Source organism: Acidovorax sp. 1608163 (genome assembly GCF_003669015.1).
In the GTDB taxonomy this organism is placed as follows: Bacteria; Pseudomonadota; Gammaproteobacteria; order Burkholderiales; family Burkholderiaceae_C; genus Acidovorax.
In genome coordinates this window covers 4,029,824-4,052,160 of the sequence record NZ_CP033069.1, presented here as the reverse complement: position 1 = coordinate 4,052,160, position 22,337 = coordinate 4,029,824, and the positions used below count along the sequence as shown (strand labels likewise).

Sequence of the window (22,337 nt, the reverse complement as noted above, 5' to 3'; positions counted from 1 at the left end):
TTGAGATGAGTAAAAGCCCTCCCGCGAAAGCGGGGGGCTTTTTTCATGTTTGTGTCGATTGGGTTAGTGGCGGCAGTTTCTCTGTTTCTTCGCTTGTTAGGGTTGTGTTTTGGTGATTTCGCTTACGCCTGGATGCGCTGATTGGGTGCGGTGGGTATGCGGGATGCCTCTTCTTTGGAAAATAGAACGACCGTTCTATTAGGGAAAGCCTGTGTGTGGAACGTGCAACAAAAAGTTCCACGTTGGAGTGCAATTACTAAACTGGCTGGGTAGCACATCAACCACAGAAAGAGACGGGATCCATGAAAAAAGTAGACGCCAAGAGACTGTTCGCCTTGGGAGCTGTTGCTCTCGTTTCCGGTTCTGCCTTTGCCCAAGCTGCGGCTGGTGCTGGCACCAGTTCCGTGCAGCTTTACGGGATTGTGGATGTGGCTTACCGTCACACGAACAACGAAGGCCCCGCCACCAATGTGGGTCAGTCACTGAATCAACTTGTTGGTGGTGGCATGTCGCAAAGCCGTTGGGGTATCAATGTCTCGGAAGATCTGGGTGGCGGCACGAAAGCACTCGTCAACATGGAGAACCGTTTTGGTGCTGACACAGGGTCGCCAAACTCTGGCGCCACGGGTCCTTACTTCCAGCAATCCTGGGTCGGTCTGCAAGGCGGTTACGGCCGTGTAACGTTGGGTCGTCAGTACAACGTGCTGTTTGATCTGGTCACCAGCACCTACGCTTCGTACCCTTATTCGCCTTACATGGATGTCTATAAGCCAGAAATTGGCTTCTCGCTGGGTGCGCGCGCTGACAACATGGTCAAGTACATGGCTGAGATTGGCCCTGTGCGTGGTGCTTTGCAGTACTCTTTCGACGAAAAGAGCCCTACAGGTGGTAAGACCGTGGGTGGCTACCTGCGCTATGCCACAGGCGGTGTGGCTGCTGGTCTGGGCTACGAGAGCTACAAGTTTGCCTCGGGTAAAGAAGTTGAGGCCTGGACTCTGGGTGGCTCTTACCGCACTGGCGACTGGTACTTCAACGCTGGCTATGGTGAGAATAAGGTCGATCCGCTGACCAGCGCGACCGACCTCGCTGTGCTGGGTGCCATGTGGCAAGGCACCATCAATGGCGGCTTTGGTGGCTCTGCCTTTCTGCAAGCCAACAAGCGCACGATTTACAAGGTGGGTGTGGGCTATCAGCTGACCCCACAAATCAACCTGGGTGCCCATTACTTCCATGCCAAGCAATCTGGCACGGTGGCTACTGCGGATGCTACCGCCAACTTCTTCACTATGGCTCTGGACTACGCGTTCTCCAAGCGCACAGATGCCTACGTTGAAGTCGACAACACGCGCCTGAAGGGCAATGTGTCTTTGAGCAGCAGCGCTGCAGGTGTGGGGGTGAATGGTGCCAAGAGCCGCACAGGTTTCACGGTAGGGTTGCGCCACCGTTTCTGATGACGGCGATGGTCGCTGCCTGACTGCTGTTTGAGGGTAAGCAGGCGCTAATGAGATAGCCGAGACCAGTCCGCGTGGTGGGGTTTGCGGACTGGGTTGTCGGTTGAAAACACTGGGTGATTTTGTGGGTTGCTCCGGAAGAGTGATTTGCAAAGTGCCCAGTGTCTTTTTTTGGGGGCGATTTATGCAATTTGGCACCAATTTTGCGTAGATGCCAGGGTGTCCGAATAGGTCAATAAATGGCATCGAGGCATGCGGGAATTCAGGGATACCCCATTGGATTTACCTTATCTTTACTGCATAGTAAAAATTTTAAAGAGAATGTTCCATGAAGTTTAAGCACGTTCTTTTGTCCGCCGCCGTGGCGCTGTCTTTTGTGCCAGCAGTACAGGCCAAGCCTTTCAAGTGGACGAGCCAGGGTGAAATTTCCACGTGGGATATCCACTCGCAAAATAATGCGCTGCAAAGCGGCTTGCATGCCAATGTGTATGAAAGCCTGGTGTACTACAACAGCCGTACTTTCCAGGTCGAGCCCGTGCTCGCAACCGCGTGGCGCGAGGTCAGCCCCACGCAAATGCGCTTTACCCTGCGCGAGGGCGTCAAGTTCCATGACGGCTCGGTCATGACGGCGGATGACGTGGTGTACTCCCTCAACCGCGCCATGGCCAAGACCTCCAACTTCACTCCATTCACCCAGGGCATCTCCAAAGTGGTGAAGGTGGATGCCAAGAACATCGACATCCTGCTGACGTCGCCCAACCCCGTGCTGCTGCGCCAACTGACCGAGCTGCGCGTCATGAGCAAGGCCTGGGCAGAAAAGAACAAGTCGGTGGAGCCCAAGGACATCAAGGGCACCGAAGAAACATATGCCCACCGCAATGCGATGGGCACAGGCCCCTACACACTGGAGTCCTGGCAGCCCGATGTGAAGATGGTCTTCAAGCGCAACCCCAACTGGTGGGGCAAGATGGAAGGTAACGCCACCGAGATCGTCTACACCCCGATCAAGTCTGCTGCCACGCGCATCGCTGCGCTGTTGTCCGGTGAAGTGGACTTCGTGATTGATCCAACGCCTCAAGATTTGGCCCGCCTGCGTGCCAACCCCGACCTCAAGGTGGTCGACGGTCTTGAGAACCGCACCATTTTCCTGGGCATGGACCAGTACCGCGATGAACTGCCGGGCTCCAACATCAAGGGCAAGAACCCCTTGAAGGACATGCGTGTGCGCAAGGCCCTGTACCAGGCCATTGATGCAGACACGATCTCGCGCAGCATCATGCGGGGCCTGGGCAAACCCACGGGCACGTTGGTGGCCCCACAGGTGGCGGGCTGGACGGAAGCGGTGGGCAAGCGCATGCCTTACAGCGTGGACGCCGCCAAGAAACTGCTGGCTGAAGCGGGCTACCCCGATGGTTTCGAGGTGGACTTCGCCTGCCCCAACAACCGCTACATCAACGACGAGGCCATTTGCCAAGCCGTGACAGCCATGTGGTCGCGCGTGGGGGTCAAGGCCAAGCTGCGCACGCTGCCCCTGGTCAATTACTTCCCGATGATCCAGCGCAATGAAGCCAGCATCTACATGCTGGGCTGGGGCGTTCCTACCTTCGACGCGCTGTACAGCCTGCAATCGCTGGTGCGTACCGTGGGCGCGGGCGGCGACGGCAACTACAACGTGGGCCGCTACAGCAACCAGCGCATGGATTACCTGGTAGACCGCATCAAGGTGGAAACCGACGCCCCCGTGCGTGCCCGCATGTTGACGGAAGCACTTCAGTTGTCCAACGACACCGTGTCGCACATCCCGTTGCATGACCAAGTGATTCCTTGGGCGATGAAGAAGAATGTGGAAATGGTGCACCGAGCAGATAACCGTGTGGACATGCGCATGGTCAAGGTGAACTGATGCGGCGAGTGCTCGCAGACTGACAGTGTGTATGCGAAAACCGAGGGCCACGGCCCTCGGTTTTCTTGCTAAGGTGCCATGGGGTGCCGCAGAGTCTGCGGCCATAGGGATTTAGCGGTGGCGCGGCATTGTCCGCGCGACAATGCCGCCAAGCGGGTGCGCTTGATCCAGGCGGTTTGCTGCACTGGGTGGTACCAACCAGTGTCTTCGTTGCCAAAAGCAGCGCTGGCACGCTTTCGAAAACAAACTCGACTCTCCGATGCTTGCTTTTATTTTGCGCCGCCTGATTCAGGCAGTGATTGTGATGGTCACGGTGGCCTTCATCGCTTTCATGCTGTTCCAGTATGTGGGCGACCCTGTGGTGTTCTTGTTGGGGCAAGATGCCACCCCCGAGCAAATTCGTGAGCTGCGCGCTGCGTTGGGGCTGGACCAGCCCTTTATCGTGCAGTTCTGGCACTTTTTGGTGAATGCGGCCCAGGGCGAGTTTGGCCTGAGCCTGCGCCAGGGCGCCAAGGTGTCGCGCCTGATTGCCGAGCGCTTCCCAGCCACCCTGGAGCTGGCGCTGGTCGCGGCCTTTCTGGCTTTGCTGGTGGGCGTGCCTATGGGGGTGTATGCCGCTCTCAAGCGGGGAAGCTTCAGCAGCCAGTTGTTCATGACCCTCTCACTGCTGGGCGTGTCACTGCCCACCTTCCTGATCGGCATCCTGCTGATCCTGGTGTTCTCGGTCACGCTGGGCTGGTTCCCCAGCTTTGGGCGTGGTGAAGTGGTGCAGATGGGCTGGTGGAGTACCGGGCTGCTCAAGGCCAAGGGCTGGCACCACATCACGCTGCCGGCCATCACGCTGGCGATCTTCCAGCTCACGTTGATCATGCGCCTGGTGCGCGCCGAGATGCTGGAGGTGCTGCGCACCGACTACATCAAGTTTGCGCGCGCGCGCGGCCTGTCCAACCGGGCCATCCACTTTGGCCATGCCCTCAAGAACACGCTGGTGCCGGTGCTCACCATCACCGGTTTGCAGCTGGGCGGCTTGATCGCGTTCGCCATCATCACCGAGACCGTGTTCCAGTGGCCTGGTATGGGCCTGCTGTTCATCCAGGCCGTGACGTTTGCCGACATCCCTGTGATGGCGGCTTACCTGTGCCTGATCGCGCTGATCTTCGTGGTCATCAACCTGGTGGTGGACCTGCTGTACTTCGTGGTCGATCCACGCCTTCGCGTGGGCAAGGCCGGGGGGCATTAGAGATGAAGCACCCCCTGAGTCGCTTCGCGCCTTCCCCCTCTCTCGCATTGCATTGCAATGCGGGATGGGAACGCCCCCAGCGCACGCCAGCAACGCGCCGCCTTTGCGGCTTGGCGGCCCTTGCGCGGGGGCACTGGCCTGGGCCGTGCCAGTTTCAAGCATTGCGGGTTGCGTGCAGCTCTCTGGACTACTGAGATGCAATCGCTTCGATACAAGGCCGGAGGCAGGGCCTTTGCCCACATCGCCCAGTTTCACCCCGATCTGACGGCCCTGCGGCGCGATCTGCATGCGCACCCAGAGCTGGGCTTTGAAGAGGTCTACACCGGCAAGCGCGTGGTGGAAGCCCTCAAGGTGTGCGGTGTGGATGAGATCCATGAAGGCATTGGCCGCACCGGCATCGTGGCCGTGGTGCGTGGGCGCAGCGTGGCCAGCGGCGCCATGGTGGGCCTGCGGGCCGACATGGATGCGCTGCCCCTGGCCGAGCACAACGACTTTGCCTGGAAGTCGTGCAAGCCCGGGCTGATGCACGGCTGCGGGCACGATGGGCACACCGCCATGCTGGTGGGCGCCGCCCGCTACCTGGCTGCCACGCGAGACTTTGACGGCACGGCCGTGCTGGTCTTTCAACCTGGCGAAGAAGGTTTTGCGGGCGCGCGCGTGATGATGGAAGACGGGTTGTTTGACCGCTTCCCCGTGCAGTCCATCTACGCCATGCACAACTGGCCCGCCATGAAGCCGGGCACCGTGGGCATCAACCCCGGCCCGATGATGGCTGCGGCCGACCGCATCACCATCGAGATCACGGGCCGTGGTGGCCATGGGGCCCACGCCTACCAAACCGTGGATGTGATGCTGGTGGCCGCCCACATCATCACGGCGGCGCAAAGCATCGTCTCGCGCAATGTGCGCCCGCTGGAAAGCGCCGTGGTCAGCCTGTGCGCTATCAAGGCGGGCGAGTTGGGGGCCTTCAGCGTGCTGCCGGGCTCTGCCACGCTGGTGGGCACTGTGCGCACCTTCAATCCCGTGGTGCAAGAGCAGGTTGAAAAGCGCCTGCAGGAGCTGTGCGGCGCCATTGCCCTGGGCTTTGGTGCCACCGCCACTGTCCACTACGAGCGCATTTATCCCGCCACCATCAACACCGAGAGCGAAGCCATTTTTGCGGGCGACGTGGCCGAATCGTTGGTGGGTGCCGACCATGTGGTGCGCGACCTGGAGCCCAGCATGGGCGCTGAAGACTTCTCCTTCATGCTGCAGACCAAGCCCGGCGCCTACCTGCGCATTGGCCAGGGCACGGGCTCCAGTGGCAGCGCGCTGCACAACAGCCGCTACGACTTCAACGACGACATTTTGCCGCTGGGCTCTGCGCTGCATGCCCGCCTGATCGAGCAGGCCATGCCCTTGCCCACCCCCTGACGCCGGCTGGGCACAGACCACCGGCTTTCGCCATTCCCCCACCCTCCCAGGAGAACCGCATGAGCATCCAACGGAAAATCACCGCGACAGCATTGTTTGTCGCCTTGTCTGCTGCAGGCCTTGTGGCCAGTGCGCAGACCGTGCGCATCGCCAACCAGGGGGACTCCCTGTCGATGGACCCCCACTCGCTCAACGAAACCCTGCAATTGAGTGTGACGGGCAACGTGTACGAACCCCTGGTGGGCCGCAACAAAGACCTGAGCCTGGCCCCCGCATTGGCCACCAGCTGGAAGCAGACCGCCCCCACCGTGTGGCGGTTTGAACTGCGCAAGGGCGTGCAGTTTCACGACGGCAGCCCCTTCACGGCCGACGACGTGTTGTTCAGCCTGGCCCGCACCCAGGTCGAAGGCTCTGACATGAAGAGCTACACCAACGACTTCAAGGAAGTGCGCAAGATCGATAGCCACACGGTCGAGATCGAGACCAAGACGCCGTTCCCCATCCTGCCCGACGTGCTCTCGCTCGTGTACATCATGAGCAAGAAATGGTGCGAGACCAACCAGGCCACCGTGCCTGTGGACCGCCGCAAGGGCATTGAAAACGCGGCTTCGTTCCGTGCCAACGGCACCGGCCCTTTCCGCGTGCGCGAGCGCCAGCCCAACGTGCGCACCGTGTTCACGCGCAATGGCTCCTACTGGGGCAAGATCGAAGGCAATGTGAACGAGGTGGTGTTCACCCCCATCGGCAACGATGCCACCCGCGTGGCCGCCTTGCTCTCGGGCGAAGTGGACGTGATGGAGCCCGTGCCCGTGCAGGACATCGACCGCGTCAACAGCAGCGCCAACACCCGCGCCATCACGGGCCCTGAGCTGCGCACCATCTTCCTGGGCATGGACCAAAAGCGCGACGAGCTGCTGTACTCCAACGTCAAGGGCAAGAACCCCTTCAAGGACAAGCGCGTGCGCCAGGCCTTCTACCAGGCCATCGACATCGAGGGCATCAAGAAGACTGTGATGCGCGGTGCCTCCAACCCCTCGGCGCAGTTGATCGGTCCTGGCATCAATGGCTTTCAGCCCGACATGAAGCGCCTGCCTTACGACGTCGAGGCCGCCAAGAAGCTCATGGCCGAGGCCGGCTACCCCAACGGCTTTGAAGTGGGCATGAACTGCCCCAACGACCGCTATGTGAACGATGGCCGCATCTGCCAGGCCGTGGCCGCCAACCTCTCGCGTATCAACGTCAAGGTCAACCTGCAGGCCGAAACCAAGGGCACGTATTTCCCCAAGGTACTGCGCCGCGACACCAGCTTCTACATGCTGGGCTGGACCCCTGCCACCTATGACGCGCACAACGCTATGAACGCCATCATGGCCTGCGTGGACGACAAGGGTGCTGGCCAGTTCAACCTGGGCGCCTACTGCAACCCCGCAGTGGACGAGCTGACCAAGAAAGTCCAGGCCGAGACCGACAAGACCAAGCGCAACGCCTACATCAAGGAAGCGTTTGATGTGCACGCCGCCGACATCGGCCACATTCCGCTGCACCAGCAGGCCCTGGCCTGGGGCGTGAGCAAGAAGGTCAAGATCGTGCAGTTGGCTGACAACTTCATGCACTTCAAGTGGATCAGCATCCCTTGATGGTTTCGCGTTTTCTTTGAGGTCTCTTTTGCTGGCTTGCGCTCAGTGGCGCTGGATCTAGCTTGTTTTACTGACCGCCATGCACCCAGGCCACAAGCCCGGTGCGTGTGCGGATGTCTCTGGTTTCTACGATGAAAAAAACACTTGCCCGCTGGCTCGACAGCGACGTTGGCTACAGCTTCCGCACATCGCCCATGGCGATGGTGGCCGCCTTCATTGCCCTGGTGTGCGTGGTCTGCTCCGTCTTTGCGGGCTGGGTGGCGCCGCACAACCCGTTTGACCTGGCCACGCTGGAGCTGGGCGATGCCCGTCTGCCTCCGGCCTGGAGCGAACACGGCACCACCAAGTACCTGCTGGGCACCGACGACCAGGGCCGTGACATCCTCTCTGCGCTGATCTACGGCGCCCGCATCTCGCTGGTGGTGGGCCTGGCCTCGGTGCTGCTGTCGGTGGTGGTGGGCGTGGCTTTGGGCCTGCTGGCGGGCTTTCGGGGCGGCTGGATCGATGCTGTGCTCATGCGCCTGTGCGATGTGATGCTGTCCTTCCCCGCCATCCTGGTGGCCTTGCTGATTGCCGGTGTGGGCCGGGCGCTGTTCCCCAATGCGCACGAGTCCTTGGCCTTCGGCGTGCTGATCTTGTCCATCTCGCTCACCGGCTGGGTGCAATACGCGCGCACCGTGCGTGGCTCCACGCTGGTCGAGCGCAACAAGGAATACGTGCAGGCCGCCCGCGTCACCGGCGTGTCTTCGCTGCGCATCATGCGCAAGCACGTGCTGCCCAACGTGTTGGGCCCGGTCATGGTGCTGGCCACCATCCAGGTGGCCACGGCCATCATTACCGAGGCCACGCTGTCCTTCCTGGGCGTGGGCGCACCGCCCACATCCCCTTCGCTGGGCACGCTCATCCGCATCGGTAACGACTACCTGTTCTCTGGCGAGTGGTGGATCACCGTGTTCCCCGGTGCCATGCTGGTGCTGATTGCTCTTTCCGTGAATTTGTTGGGCGACTGGTTGCGTGACGCCTTGAACCCCCGCCTGCGTTGAAGATATGGAGAACAACCCCCTGAGCGGCTGCGCCGCTTCCCCCTTCTCTGGCATCGCTGTGCGATGCGGAAGGGGGACGCCACCCGTGCGGCGGGGCGGCCCTTGCACGGTGGCCGCTGGCCCGAACCGTGCCCGTTCCATCCACCGCGTGCAGCGCACAGCACTGTGAATCACTGATATGTCCCTCCTAGAAGTCAAAAACCTCGTTGTCGAATTCCCGAGCCGTCGCGGCACCCTGCGCGCTCTGGACGACATTTCCTTCTCCATCGCACCCGGCGAGATCCTGGGCGTGGTGGGTGAATCGGGCGCGGGCAAGTCGCTCACCGGCGCAGCCATCATCGGCCTGCTCGAGCCTCCAGGCCGCGTGGCCTCGGGCCAGATCCTGCTGGAAGGCCAGCGCATCGACAACCTCAGCAACGATGAAATGCGCCACATCCGTGGCCGGCGCATCGGGGCCATTTTTCAAGACCCGCTCACCTCGCTGAACCCGCTGTACACCGTGGGCCGCCAGTTGACGGAAACCATCCTGGCCCACCTGCCCGTGAATGCGGCAGAAGCTCGCCAGCGCGCCATCCAGCTGCTCAAGGACACCGGCATTCCGGCGGCCGAGGCGCGCATTGACCACTACCCGCACCAGTTCTCGGGCGGCATGCGCCAGCGCGTGGTGATTGCCCTGGCCCTGGCGGCCGAGCCCAAGCTCATCGTGGCCGACGAGCCCACCACGGCGCTGGATGTGTCCATCCAGGCGCAGATCATCACGCTGCTGAAAAACATCTGCAAATCGCGTGGTGCAGCCGTCATGCTCATCACGCACGACATGGGCGTGATCGCCGAGACCTGCGACCGCGTGGCCGTGCTGTACGCCGGGCGCGTGGCCGAGATTGGCCCGGTGCATGACGTGATCAACAAGCCATCGCACCCCTACACCAGCGGCCTCATGGCCTCCATCCCCGACATGGAGCAAGACCGCGAGCGCCTGAACCAGATCGACGGTGCCATGCCGCGCCTGAACGCCATTCCCAAGGGCTGCGCCTACAACCCGCGCTGCCCCCAAACCTTTGACCGCTGCATGACCGAACGCCCCGACCTGATGAGTGCCGGAAACACCCGCGCTGCCTGCTGGCTGCACGCTGCTGACAACACCAAGGTGGCCGCATGAGCAGCGCCGTGAACCCCACGCCCCACGCCGGTCAAAAGCCCCTGGTGCAGGCGCACGACCTAGCCAAGACCTTCGACGTCTCTGCGCCCTGGCTCAACCGCGTGCTGGAGGGCAAGCCCCGCACGCTGCTGCATGCTGTGGACGGCGTGAGCTTCGAGATCGAAAAGGGCAAGACGCTGGCCCTGGTGGGCGAATCCGGCTGCGGCAAGAGCACCGTGGCCCGCCTGCTGGTGGGCCTGTACGACCCCACGCGCGGCGGCCTCACGTTTGACGGGCAAGACGCCCATGCCGCCTTCAAGGGCAGCGATGCCAAGGCCATGCGCCGCCGCATCCAGATGATTTTTCAAGACCCCTACGCCAGCCTGAACCCCCGCTGGCTGGTGGAGGACATCATTGGCGAGCCGCTGAAAGAGCACGGCCTCATCACCGACAAGGCCGAGCTCAAGCAACGCGTGGGCGAGCTGCTGCAGTCGGTGGGCCTGTCGCCGCTGGACATGGTCAAGTACCCGCACCAGTTCTCGGGCGGGCAGCGCCAGCGCATCTCCATCGCGCGCGCCCTGGCCACCGAGCCTGAGTTTTTGGTGTGCGACGAGCCCACCAGCGCGCTCGATGTGTCGGTGCAGGCCCAGGTGCTCAACATCATGAAGGACCTGCAGCGCCAGCGGCAACTCACCTACCTGTTCATCAGCCACAACCTGGCCGTGGTACGCCATGTGAGCGATCAGGTCGGCGTGATGTACCTGGGCCGACTGGTGGAGCTGGCCGACAAGCACACGCTGTTCGATACGCCCCGCCACCCCTACACGCGGATGCTGCTCGATGCCATTCCCAAGATGCACGACACCGGCAAGGCCCGCACCCCCGTGCAGGGCGAGGTGCCCAACCCCCTGAACCCGCCCCCCGGCTGTGCCTTCAACCCCCGCTGCCCGCATGTCAACGACCGCTGCCGCAGCGAGCGGCCCCAGCTGCTGAGCATTGGCGGCATCCGCATTGCATGCCATGCGGTGGAAGAGGGGCGCATTTGAAGTGATTGCTATCAAATGCGTAGCTGCTAGCGCTTATTTATAAGGCGCTAGAGGCCAATTTGGTTCAAAACAGGCTCCCTCGGGAGCCTGTTTGTTTTGGGCACCGCACCGGCCCCGGGTTTCATCGCCCTGTCATGCACACCTCCCACCATCGCCGTTTGGTTGAACCGATACAGAGGGATTTGCGATGACAACGATGTGGGTAAAGCAGTGGAGCGCAGGACGTGGGTTGCGCATGGGCGCGCTGGCACTGGCCGTGGCCGGGGCCTTGGTGGCGTGCGGTGGCTCGGGCAGTGACGATGCGGGCCAGCCGCTGGAGCTGACCATCCTGCACATCAACGACCACCACTCCACGCTGGAGAGCAAGTCCAAAACCCTCAAACTCTCGGCCGGTGGCGCCAGCGCGGTGGACGTGGCGGTGGACGCTGCGGGCTTCCCCCGTGTCACGGCCGCCATCGGCGAACTGGCGGCGCAGAGCACCAACGTGCTCAAGCTGCACGCGGGCGATGCGCTGACGGGCACGCTGTACTTCAACCGCGCTGGGGCCAATGGCGAGGCCGATGCCGCGCTGATGAACACTGTGTGCTTTGATGCCTTCACGCTGGGCAACCACGAGTTTGACAAGGGCGACAGCGGCCTCAAGGGCTTTATCGACCTGCTGCGCAAAGGCACTTGCAAGACGCCCGTGCTCAGCGCCAACGTGCAGTTCGGTGCCAACTCGGCCCTCAACGCCAGCCGCGCGCCGGGCTACGTCAGCCCCTCCACCGTGGTCGAGCGCGGTGGGCAAAAGATCGGCATCGTGGGCCTGACCATTGCGCAAAAGACCAAGGCCTCGTCCAGCCCCGACGCGGACACCACCTTTGAAGACGAAACCACCGCCGCCCAGCGCGAGATCGACCGCCTGCGCGGTCAGGGCATCAACAAGATCATCGTCATGAGCCATGTGGGCTACGAGTACGACCTGCAGATTGCGCCCAAGCTCAGCGGCGTGGACGTGGTGGTGGGCGCGGATTCGCACACCCTGCTCGGCCCCGTGGGCCTGACGACCACGGGCGTGGGCACGCCCGGCGGTGCCTACCCCACCCAGCTCACCGACAAGGATGGCAAGCCCGTGTGCGTGGTGCAGGCGTGGGAATATGCCCAGGTGGTGGGCGAGCTGAAGGTGAGCTTTGATGCGCAGGGCAACGTCAGCCAATGCAAGGGCACGCCGCATGTGCTGATTGGCGACAACTTCACCATCGGCGGCAAGGCCGCGACCGATGCGGAGAAAACCGCCCTCAAGGCCAGCGCGGCTGCCACGGGCTTCTTGCGCATTACTCAGCCTGCGGCCAGCGCCACGGCCGCGCTGCAGCCGTTCAAAGACAAGGTCGCCGTGTTCAACCAAACCCAGGCCGCCGTGGTGCCGCAAGAGCTGTGCTCGCGCCGCGTGCCGGGCGGGGTGGGCTCGGTGGACTACAGCCGCTCCAGCGCCGCCTGCACGGCCGAAGGCAGCGTGAGCCTGCGCGGTGGCGACATCCAGCAACTGGTGGCCCAGGCCTACCTAGAGGTGGCCAACGCCCAGTACGGCGGGGCCGACATCAGCCTGCAAAGCGGCGGCGGTGTGCGCATCCCGCTGCAAGGCACGGTGACTGCAGCGCAGATCATCCAGGTGCTGCCGTTTGGCAACATGCTGTTCCGCCTGGATGTGACGGGGCAAGAAGTGAAGGGCATGCTCGAAGACGGCCTGGAAGCCACCTTTGGCACCGGCGGCTCCACCGGCCCGTATCCGTACACCGGCGGCCTGCGCTTTGACGTGAACGCCAAGGCCACCAAGGGCGCGCGCGCCAGCAACATCGAAGTGCGCAACCCCACCACCGGCGTGTGGGCGGCGATCGACCTGGCCAAGACCTACAAGCTGTTTGTGCTGAGCTTCAACGCCACCGGCGGTGATGGCTACAAGACCCTGGCCGCCGTGCCCGCTGCGCGCCGCCTGGACATTGGCGTGCTCGATGCCGATGTGTTCTTCAGCTACATCGACAAGCAGGCCAAGGATGCCGCTACGGGCCTGCCCACCCTCAAGCGCTTGCCCGTGGAGCTGTACAGCACCAAGAGCTTTGCCAATTGAGTGGGTTGGCGTCGGGTTTGTATTTTTGAAGTGAAATGGCCTGCTAGCGCTTATTAAATAAGCGCTAGCAGCTATTAAAAACGTAGCGTATTCAGTTCACGCGGCTGGGTTGCATCACGCTGTAGCGGCCTGCGCCGAGCAGGGCCACGGCCAGTGCGCCGAACAGGTACAGGCCCTGCAGCTCCAGTGCCCAGCCGCCTTGTTTGGTGATGACGAACAGGTCGCCCATGTGCACCAGGCCCAGGGCCACCAGCATGTTGGCCACCACAATGGCCGCCCCGGCGCGGGCGCCCACGCCCAGCAGCATCATCAGGGGCGCCACCACTTCACCGATGTACACGCCATAGGCCAGGAAGCCGGGCAGGCCCGCTTTGTCGAGCATGCCGCCGATGAAGCCCACGCCGTGCGTGATTTTGAAGATGCCGTGCAGCAGCACGAGCAGGCCGATGGCGACACGCAGCACGAGCTTGCCGGCGTCGTCGGTGTTCGGGGTGGCGGGTGGCATGGCGATGTGTTGGGTGTTCATGGTGCGTCCCTTGCGCTGAATGTGTTGGAAGACTTGTAGTTTCGCTGGATGTGGTCTTGGGGGGATGTGCGTTTGCGCACAGGTTTTGGAAGGTGAGGGCGGGGCTTTGATCGGAATGTTGGCTGGCGCCTGCTGGATAAGCGTTGGCAGCTATGGAATTTGTAGTGATTGCCTTGGCTCCCTCCCCCGTTCGGGCTGAGCTTGTCGAAGCCTGGGCTTGTGGGCTGGTTTGGATACATGCCTTTGCTAAGGGCGGGTGCCGGGATGTGCCCCCGGCGGGGCACCTTCTTTTCTTGCGTCGCCAAGAAAAGAAGGCAAAAGAAGGCGACCCCACTGTCTGCGTCCCCAGCGCTGCGCGCTGGGGCAACCTGCGGTGCTCGCGTCCAGCGGGGTCTCGCTCAAACTCGCTGCGCTCAAACAGTCGCGAGCCCTGATCCGCTGGCCGCTGCGCTCCTCGGCGCATACAGAGGGGATGGGAAACCAACATCCACACGGGCCATCGCGTTGCTCGGCCCTACTTCGCGGGCGCAAGCGCCTCGCGCTGGGCGCAGCACTGACCGGGTCGAGCGCAGCGACGACCCGTGTGGCTGTTGGGATGTTCGGCTGTTTGGCTATCCACCCCCTGAGGCTGCGCCTGCGGCGGGGCGGTTGCGGGGTGGCATGGGCGTCGAAGCGCCCATGCTTCGTCATCTGACTCGCTGCGGCTGTTTGAACGGAGCGCCCCAGGCGCGCAGTGAGTTCCGCAGCGCACCCCGCAACCGCACCGACGCAGGTTTGCCCCGAAGCGCAGCGCAGGGGTCGCAGACTTGGGGTCGCCTTTTCTTTGCTCACTTTCTTTTGGCGAAGCAAAAGAAAGTTACTGCGCCGCCGGGCGCACTTCCCGGCTCCCGCCCCATGCCAAGGCACACCGCCAGATCGACCCACAAGCCCCAGCTTCGACGGGCTCAGCCCGAACGGGTTGGGGAACTACATGCGTTTGCTATTAATTGCATAGCTGCCAGCGCTTTATAAATAAGGGTCTTCGACCTAAAAGGCATCACTTCCCTTTGGCTTTGCTTCGGGCGCTGCCATGGGTAGCCACACCACTGCGGCTTTTTCGGGTTTTGGGTGCGGGGGCTTCGGTGGGCGGAGTCAGGTGCTCGCGCAGGGTGGCCAGGATGTTGTCGGAAAGCGCGGGGTTGGCGGCCACGGTGGCGCGGGCCAGTACCAGGCCGCCGACCATGGTGGCCAGCATGTGGGTGGCGCGTGCGCGGCTCTCGGGGGTGGGGTTGCCTTGCTCCAGGCCTTCAATCACACGGGCAAAGCGTTGGATGTTGCGCTCGATGCCATGGGCAAACACCTCCGACAGCTCGCTGCCTGCGCGTGCGGCGTCCACGGCCAGGGCGGCAGCGGGGCAGCCTTCGCCGGGGTGGTCGCGGTGCTGGGGCGACAGGTAGCTGGCCACCTTGGCGGCGAGCTTTGTCGGCACTTCCTTGTCGCTGTCGTCCATGCCGTCCAGGGGCGCGATGGACCAGTCGAAGGCGCGCGCGCAGGCTTCGCGCACCAGGGCGTCCTTGTTCTCAAAGTGGCGGTACAGGCCGCCGTGGGTCAGCCCGGCATCGCGGGTGATGTCGGCCACCCCCACGCCCGTCAAGCCACGCTCGCGGTACAGCCGGGCTGCGGCGTCCAGGATGCCTTGGCGGTTTTCTGCAGACTGCGATTTCGTGACTTTCATGGAATCTTCTTTTGATGATGGGTTTGCGCAAAAGACGCTGATCCACTTATGATGACGGACGCAATCATAAAAGCATGGCTTCGTGCTGTGTTGAAAACCAAGGACTGGCAATGGCGAATGTGGATGGCAAAGTGCAACGCGTGGTGATCACCGGAATGGGGTTGGTATCGCCGCTGGGCTGCGGCGTGGAATTGGCCTGGCGGCGCCTGCTGCAGGGCGTATCGGGCCTGCGCCGCTTGCCGGATGCGGTGGTGGACGGCATGGCCGCCAAAGTGGCGGGCACCGTGCCCACGCTGGCCGAGGACCCCGAGGGTGGGTGGGACCCGGACACCGCAGCCACCCCCAAGGACCAGCGCAAGATGGACCGTTTCATTCCCTTTGCCCTGGGCGCTGCGCAGCAGGCCTTGGCCCAGGCGGGCTGGGCACCTGCGGATGCGCGGTCGCAGGCGCGCACCGCCACCGTGATTGCCTCGGGCATCGGCGGCTTTGGCGCCATTGCCGAGGCCGTGCGCACCACCGATACCCGTGGGCCGCAGCGCCTGTCGCCGTTCACCGTGCCGTCGTTTTTGGTCAACCTGGCGGCAGGCCATGTGTCCATCCGCCACAGCCTCAAGGGGCCGATGGGCGCGCCGGTGACGGCTTGCGCCGCCAGCGTGCAGGCCATTGGCGATGCGGCGCGGATGATCCGTTGCGGCGAGGCCGATGTGGCCGTGTGCGGCGGCACCGAGGCCGCCATCGACCGTGTGAGCCTGGGCGGCTTTGCCGCAGCCAAGGCCTTGTCCACAGGCTTCGCAGAACACCCCGAGCAGGCTTCGCGCCCCTTTGATGCCGCGCGCGATGGCTTTGTGATGGGGGAGGGCGCCGGCATGCTGGTGCTTGAATCGCTGGAGCATGCCCTGGCACGCGGTGCCACGCCCCTGGCGGAGGTGGTGGGCTACGGCACCTCCGCCGATGCGTACCACATCACCTCCGGCCCGGAAGATGGCGACGGCGCCCGCCGCAGCATGGAAGTTGCCCTGGCCCAGGCGGGCCTGGAGGCCAGCGAAGTGCAGCATCTGAACGCGCACGCCACCTCCACCTACGTGGGCGACCGGGGCGAGCTGGCCGCCATTCGGCGCGTGTTTGGCACGGACAAGTCGGTGGCCATCGCCTCCACCAAATCGGCCACCGGGCACTTGCTGGGCGCTGCAGGCGCTGTGGCCGCCATCTTCACCACCCTTGCCCTGCGCGACCAGGTGGTGCCGGGCACGCTGAACCTGCAGCAACCCGACGACCTGGCCGAGGGGCTGGACATGGTGGCCCTGCACCCCCGAAAAATGGCGCTGCAGCACGCCATGCTCAATGGCTTTGGGTTTGGCGGGGTGAATGCGACGCTGGTGCTCAAGCGTTGGGCCTGAGGCGGCTTAGGGCAACGCTGAACAAGTCCCTCGCGCGCTGCGCATCTCTCCCTGAGGCGGTCTGCGGCGTTGCAAATCCTCGCAATAGCTGTAGCTATTGCTGTGGTTTGCGCCTTGCTGCCCATCCCCAGGCAGAGCGCGCCGCATCGCGGGGACTTGTTCAGCGTCGCCTTAGGTTGGGTGGCCCCACCGCACAGGTGGGGCGCGCTTTTATGCGGTGGGTCGTGCCATGCCTTGCAGGCATTTGGGCGAGTTAAAGATGTGTTGACGGTTGCCCGCATCTGCGGGCTGCGCGCTTGCGCATTGAAGGTTTTGCAAAGCCCGCAGCTGTTTGTATGATGCGCCGCCGTCCGCGATGCGTGCGTCGGGGCGTGCCTTGGAGCCAGGTGTCTTTTGGGCACCGGCTCAATCTTCCTTTTGCCCCTCCATGCCTCTTCCCATGTTTGCTGCAGCCGCCGCTTTGAGTCGCCCGTTTCGTTCTGTCTGGGTGTTGTTTCTGGTGTTGTGTTTGGGGTTGGGGGCGGCGCATGCACAAACGGTGATGGAGTTGCGCACGTTGATCGACAGCGACAACAACCCGGCCACGGGCTGCACGGTGACGACCGCCGCAGGGGTGTTCACGGGGGCCGACATGGCATCGGTGACGCGAGTGGACCTGAGTGCCACCGACCCCGTGGGGGATGTATCGCGCGAAATCTGCCAGGGGGGCGTGCTGGTGGCGGACGCCAGCTTTGTTCCTGCATCACCGCTGCGGTGGTCGTTGGGTGTGGCCGCCGCAGGGGCGCAAGTGGATGTGGTTGAAAGCTACGCCCAGTTGCTGGCGCCAGCGTCGTCACTGCGCATGGGCTTTGCGGCCAGCACCAACGACGGCAGCATGGCGCCAACCGCCTTGCTGTCGGCCAGTGGGGGTGGCACGGGCGGTGTGCTGTTGCTGGCCGCACCAGGGGCCGTGGCCGTGCCTGCGCTGGGGCTTGGCGGGGTGGTGGCTTTGGCGGCTTTGCTGGGCTGGGCCACTCAACGGTCGGCGCGGCTGCGGCGGTGGACAGCGTCTGGGGCCGGGCTGTGCCTGCTGCTCGTGGTGGGGGTGGCATGGTCTGCCATCGTGCGGGACGGTGCCCCGGCCGATTGGGGCAGCACGCCTGCGGTGGCCAGCAGCGCAGCGTCCGGGCCATTGCAGTTGTCAGCGGTGTACGTGCAACTGGACGGCACGACGCTGCATCTGCGCTATGACGTGGACCTGGGCATCCGTGACGGTGCGACGCAAGACGATGGGCCTTTCAATGCGACCGTGGGGACTCCCCTGTCGGTCGCGGCCCCCGGGCTGCTGACCAACGACAGCCTGGGTAGCCCTGCCATGCAGGTGCGTGAGATTCGCGTGGCGGGCTCCACGACCACGGTGGCTGTAGGCGGGTCGGTGCCTTTGGCGGGTACGTCGCTGACCGTGCAGTCCGACGGCAGCTTCGCTTTGGGCGCGCCCACGACACCCGGAAACTTTCAGTGGGAATACCGCGCAAGCAATCGCTACAAGCCGGGCAGCTGGAGCATTGCAAGGCTTGCTGTGGCCCCTTTGGTTTCGGCCTCTTGCGGCAATGGCATCTTGGAGGCTGGCGAGGCCTGTGACGACGGGAATACCGTCACGGAAACCACGTGCCCTGGCGGCGCGACGAACTGCACCATCTGCAGCGCTACCTGCACGCTGGTGCCCATTGGCCCGGTGGTCACTCCGCCCGTGTGCGGCAACGGCATTGTGGAGAGTGGTGAAGCCTGCGACGACGGCAATACCGTTACTGAAACCAGTTGCTCTGGTGGCGCCACCTCGTGCAATGTGTGCAGCGCCTCCTGCACTTGGGTGCCCATCACCCCGGTGGTCGTGCCTGCAGTGTGCGGCAACGGCATTGTGGAGAGTGGCGAAGCCTGCGATGACGGCAACACATTCACCGAAACCAGTTGCCCCGGCGGCGGCGCCTCCTGCAATGTGTGCAGCTCGTCCTGCACTTGGGTGCCCATCACGCCGGTGGTCGTGCCGGCCATGTGCGGCAACGGCATTGTGGAAGCCGGCGAGGTTTGCGACGATGGCAACAACGCCAACGAGACCAGCTGCCCTGGCGGTGCTGCGCATTGCAGCATGTGTAACTCCACATGCTCCGCCACCATCACCTTCTGATCGGGCGGAGTTGGCCGCGCCACCGATGCCTGGGCTGTGTGTGCCAGGGCCGCCGGGTCAGGCGTAGCGCTTGGCCCGCAGGTTTTCTTTCATCTGTTGCAGGATGGGCTGCAACGATCCACCAATGCGCAGTGCCACGCAGGTGGCCAGCACGTCGATGATGAGCAGGTGCATCAGGCGCGAAACCATGGGGCTGTAGCGGTCGTAGCCCTCGGGGTGGTCGGCGGCCAGGTGGATGTGGCAGGTGCTGGCCAGGGGCGAGCCGCTGGCGGTGATGGCGATGGTTGTGGCGCCGTTCTTGCGGGCGATGTCGGCGGCGTCCATCAGGTCGCGGGTGCGGCCCGAGTTGGAGATGATCACCGCGCAGTCGCCCGGGCCCAGCAGCGTGGCGCTCATCACCTGCATGTGGCCGTCGCTGGTGGCAATCGATGTGACGCCCAGGCGAAAGAACTTGTGTTGCGCGTCTTGCGCCACGATGCCCGAGTTGCCCACGCCGTAGAACTCGATGCGCTTGCCTTTTTTCCAGGTGTTGGCAATGGCCTCGGCCGCGCGCTCCAGCGCCACGGTGCTGGCGGCATTGCGGTATTGCAAGAAGGCGGCCACGGCGTTGTCCACCACCTTCACCAGCACGTCGCCCGTCTTGTCGTCCACGTCCACGCTGCGGTGGATGAAGGGCACACCTTCGCTCACGCTGCCTGCCAGCTTGAGCTTGAAGTCCGCCAGCCCGTCGTAGCCCATGCTGCGGCAAAAGCGCACCACGGTGGGCTTGCTCACGTGGGCGCGTTCGGCCAGCTCGCGCACGGGCAGGCGGGCAAAGGCACGGGGGTCGGTCAGCACCAGCTTGGCCACTCTCTGCTCGGCAGGGGCCAGGGAACTCAGGGATGCGGTGATGCGTTCGAGCATGTCAGTTCCACAGAAAAAACGAAAACGAGGTAACCGCAATGTAACTCGGTTTCACCTTCGGGGCCATGGCAGTAACAAGCCGTCTACACTTGCGGGTTGCGGTGGCCGCGCCAGCCAGGCGATCTGGCGGCGGGGCCTGCTTGTCCACTGTTCTCCCATGAGACTTACGCCATGAATCAGCTCGACGCCCTCAAACAGTTCACCACCGTGGTTGCCGATACCGGCGACTTCAAGCAGCTGGCGCAGTTCCGCCCGCAAGACGCCACCACCAACCCGTCGCTGATCTTGAAGGCCGTGCAAAAGCCCGAGTACGCCCCGCTGCTGCAAGACACCGTGGCGAAGTTCAAGGGCCGGCCGATGGACGAAATCATTGACCGCCTGCTGGTGCGTTTTGGCTGCGAAATCCTGGCCACGGTGCCCGGCCGTGTGTCGACCGAAGTGGATGCGCGCCTGAGCTTTGACGCCAGCGCCACCGTGACCCGTGCCGAGCGCATCATTGAGCTGTACCAGGCAGAAGGCATCCACATCGACCGCGTGCTCATCAAGATCGCCGCGACCTGGGAAGGCATCCAGGCGGCCGAGCAACTGGAGCGCAAGGGCATCCACACCAACCTCACGCTGCTGTTCTCGTTTGCCCAGGCCGTGGCTTGCGGCCAGGCCAAGGTGCAGCTGATCTCGCCCTTCGTGGGCCGCATTTACGACTGGTACAAAAAGCAGGCGGGGGCCAGCTGGGACGAAGCGGCGCGCGCCGGTGCCAACGACCCCGGCGTGCAGTCGGTCACGCAGATCTACAACCACTACAAGCGCTTTGGCATTGCCACCGAGGTGATGGGTGCGAGCTTCCGTAACGTGGGTCAGATCACGGCCCTGGCAGGCTGCGACCTGCTGACCATTGCGCCCGAGCTGCTGGCCCAGCTGGCCGCGAGCGATGCCCCGCTGCAGCGCGCCCTGAACGCCGACGAAGCCCGGGCGATGGACCTGCCTGCGGTGAACTACGACGAAGCCGGTTTCCGCTACGCGCTGAACGAAGACGCCATGGCCACCGAGAAGCTGGCCGAGGGCATTCGTGCGTTTGCGGTGGATGCGGTCAAGCTGGAAAAGCTGATCCTGGCGCTGTGAGGGCCAGGGCCACCAGCCCCTTGCGCAGGGGCTGGTGGGTTTGCTTTGGGCATTTTTTGTGCGCTAGTGCAATAAATACAAGTGCTGGCAGCTATTGAATTGATAGCGTTTTGGGCTTGGCTGCGGGGGCGCTGCTTGGCTGGCGCTCACGCCAGCGGCAGGCGCAGCCCGACCCGTAGCCCATGGGGGCCTGCCGTTTCCGCCACCGTCTCGCCACCGTGGCGCAGCGCAATTTCTTCCACAATCGACAGGCCCAGCCCGCAGCCACCGGGCTTGTCTGAGCCGCGCCAAAAGCGTGCGAACAGATCCCCCAGGTGGGCCGCTGGCACGCCCGGCCCATCGTCCTCCACCACCAGCGCGGCCATGCCCGGCGCGGTGATGTACACCCGCACCGTGACAGTGGCGCCATGCCCGGCGTAGTGCAGGGCGTTGTCGATCAGGTTGTTCAGCGCCTCGCGCAGCAGCAAGGGGTGGCCCAGCACGTTCAGGTGCTCCTCGCCTTCGTAACCCAGGTCAATGCCCGCCGCCAGGGCCTTGGCCGTCCAGTCGCGGGCCACCTCGCAGGCCAGTTGCGGCAGGTTCAGGGGCTCCATGACCACACTGCTTTCAGAGCGGGCCAGCTGCAGCAGCTGGTGCACCAGGTGGGCGCTGCGCTCTGCGGCCGACAGCACCTTCTGCAGCCGCTCGCGCACTTCTGGCTCGTGGCTTTCGTGCAGGGCCAGCTCGGTCTGGCCGATGAGGCCCGCCAGGGGCGTGCGCAGCTGGTGCGCGGCATCGTTCAAAAAGCGCTTTTCCTTTTGCTGGCCGCGCGCCACGGCTTCGAGCAGGCCGTTGATGGTGCTGGCCAGCGAATAGACCTCTTGCGGGGCCGATGTCAGCTCGATGGGTGGCAAGGGGTTGGCCGGGTTGTGGTTGCGCTTGCCCGCGCGTTTGATCTGCGCCTCCAGCCGCTTCAAGGGCTGCAGCCCGCGCAGCACCCCGGCATACACCAGCGCGCTCAGCACCAGGCCCATCATGCCCATGGGCAGCAGCAGTTGCTCCAGCAGCTCATGCGCGATGCGCTCGCGCACTGTCAGGCTCTGCGCCACCTGCACGCGCAGGCTCTGGCGCGTGGGGCCCGTGCCGTAGTTCACGTCCAGCAGGGCCACGCGCACCGGGCGGTCGTCTACCCGGGCGTGGTAGAGAAACGGCTCGTCCACCAACACGTTGACTGGCGGTGGCGGGGGCAGCTGTGCATTGCCCAACAAAAACCGCCCGGGCGGAGACGACACCATGTAGGTGATGCGGTCGGCCGGGTCTTGCTCCAGGATGTCCTGCGCGGCCTTCGGAAAATCCACCAGCAGCCCATCCCCAATGGGCTTGATCTGCCGCGCCAGCGCCCGCACCGACTGCGTCAGCGTCTGGTCAATGCCCTTCTCGCCGTTCTGCAGCGCAATCCGCCACGCCAAAAAACCACCCGACAACCACAGCACCAACTGCGGCAGCAGCAGCCACAGCAGCAGCTTGCGTTGAAGCGAAACACCGGGGACTTGGCGCATT

General features: G+C 63.8%; 16 protein-coding genes. 12 read left to right on the top strand and 4 right to left on the bottom strand.

The window, feature by feature from the left end; genetic code table 11:
* The first annotated feature begins 302 nt into the window (after positions 1-302).
* The 9 genes from EAG14_RS17990 (at position 303) to EAG14_RS17950 (ending at position 12,975) form a co-directional block, all read left to right on the top strand.
* On the top strand, positions 303-1,451 hold the full coding sequence (locus EAG14_RS17990) for a porin (protein ID WP_121729699.1): 1,149 nt from the start codon (positions 303-305) through the stop codon (positions 1,449-1,451).
* 328 nt (positions 1,452-1,779) lie between these two features.
* Positions 1,780-3,354: an ABC transporter substrate-binding protein gene (locus tag EAG14_RS17985; protein WP_099657942.1), complete on the top strand. Its 1,575-nt coding sequence runs from the start codon at positions 1,780-1,782 to the stop codon at positions 3,352-3,354.
* A 259-nt stretch (positions 3,355-3,613) separates the two neighbouring features.
* Complete coding sequence (locus tag EAG14_RS17980) at positions 3,614-4,594, top strand: ABC transporter permease (protein ID WP_099657943.1); 981 nt, start codon at positions 3,614-3,616, stop codon at positions 4,592-4,594.
* A 195-nt stretch (positions 4,595-4,789) separates the two neighbouring features.
* The gene (locus EAG14_RS17975; protein ID WP_121729698.1) at positions 4,790-6,007 is read left to right on the top strand and encodes a M20 aminoacylase family protein; all 1,218 of its coding nucleotides are present in this window, start codon (positions 4,790-4,792) and stop codon (positions 6,005-6,007) included.
* A 59-nt stretch (positions 6,008-6,066) separates the two neighbouring features.
* Entirely contained in the window at positions 6,067-7,644 is a 1,578-nt protein-coding gene (locus tag EAG14_RS17970) for an ABC transporter substrate-binding protein (RefSeq protein WP_121729697.1), read from the top strand.
* Between the two features lie 131 nt (positions 7,645-7,775).
* Positions 7,776-8,687, top strand: coding sequence for an ABC transporter permease (locus tag EAG14_RS17965; protein ID WP_099743106.1), 912 nt, complete (start codon positions 7,776-7,778; stop codon positions 8,685-8,687).
* Positions 8,688-8,865: 178 nt separating this feature from the next.
* The gene (locus EAG14_RS17960) at positions 8,866-9,846 is read left to right on the top strand and encodes an ABC transporter ATP-binding protein (protein WP_099657946.1); all 981 of its coding nucleotides are present in this window, start codon (positions 8,866-8,868) and stop codon (positions 9,844-9,846) included.
* Entirely contained in the window at positions 9,843-10,871 is a 1,029-nt protein-coding gene (locus EAG14_RS17955) for an ABC transporter ATP-binding protein (RefSeq protein WP_121729696.1), read from the top strand. The genes EAG14_RS17960 and EAG14_RS17955 overlap by 4 nt, the downstream gene beginning before the upstream one ends.
* A gap of 187 nt (positions 10,872-11,058) precedes the next feature.
* The gene (locus EAG14_RS17950) at positions 11,059-12,975 is read left to right on the top strand and encodes a bifunctional UDP-sugar hydrolase/5'-nucleotidase (protein ID WP_240456834.1); all 1,917 of its coding nucleotides are present in this window, start codon (positions 11,059-11,061) and stop codon (positions 12,973-12,975) included.
* Positions 12,976-13,066: 91 nt separating this feature from the next.
* On the opposite strand, the gene EAG14_RS17945 is transcribed toward EAG14_RS17950, so the two are convergent.
* A complete protein-coding gene (locus EAG14_RS17945) occupies positions 13,067-13,501 on the bottom strand; it encodes a DoxX family protein (protein WP_121729694.1) in 435 nt (144 codons plus the stop codon).
* A 1,036-nt stretch (positions 13,502-14,537) separates the two neighbouring features.
* Positions 14,538-15,215, bottom strand: coding sequence for a TetR/AcrR family transcriptional regulator (locus tag EAG14_RS17935; protein WP_121729692.1), 678 nt, complete (start codon positions 15,213-15,215; stop codon positions 14,538-14,540).
* A 110-nt stretch (positions 15,216-15,325) separates the two neighbouring features.
* Here EAG14_RS17935 and fabF point away from each other — a divergent pair, with 110 nt between their 5' ends.
* Complete coding sequence (gene fabF / locus EAG14_RS17930) at positions 15,326-16,612, top strand: beta-ketoacyl-ACP synthase II (RefSeq protein WP_121729691.1); 1,287 nt, start codon at positions 15,326-15,328, stop codon at positions 16,610-16,612.
* A gap of 439 nt (positions 16,613-17,051) precedes the next feature.
* Positions 17,052-18,776 carry a hypothetical protein gene (locus EAG14_RS17925; protein WP_121729690.1) on the top strand — a complete coding sequence of 575 codons (1,725 nt, stop codon included), beginning with the start codon at positions 17,052-17,054 and terminating at the stop codon, positions 18,774-18,776.
* A 57-nt stretch (positions 18,777-18,833) separates the two neighbouring features.
* Here the strand turns inward: EAG14_RS17925 and EAG14_RS17920 are convergent, their stop codons facing one another.
* On the bottom strand, positions 18,834-19,679 hold the full coding sequence (locus EAG14_RS17920; protein ID WP_099657954.1) for a MurR/RpiR family transcriptional regulator: 846 nt from the start codon (positions 19,677-19,679) through the stop codon (positions 18,834-18,836).
* A 171-nt stretch (positions 19,680-19,850) separates the two neighbouring features.
* Between EAG14_RS17920 and tal the strand changes: the two genes are divergently transcribed.
* Positions 19,851-20,798, top strand: coding sequence for a transaldolase (gene tal / locus EAG14_RS17915; protein WP_121729689.1), 948 nt, complete (start codon positions 19,851-19,853; stop codon positions 20,796-20,798).
* A 146-nt stretch (positions 20,799-20,944) separates the two neighbouring features.
* Here the strand turns inward: tal and EAG14_RS17910 are convergent, their stop codons facing one another.
* A complete protein-coding gene (locus EAG14_RS17910; protein WP_121729688.1) occupies positions 20,945-22,336 on the bottom strand; it encodes a sensor histidine kinase in 1,392 nt (463 codons plus the stop codon).
* Position 22,337: the final 1 nt, after the last annotated feature.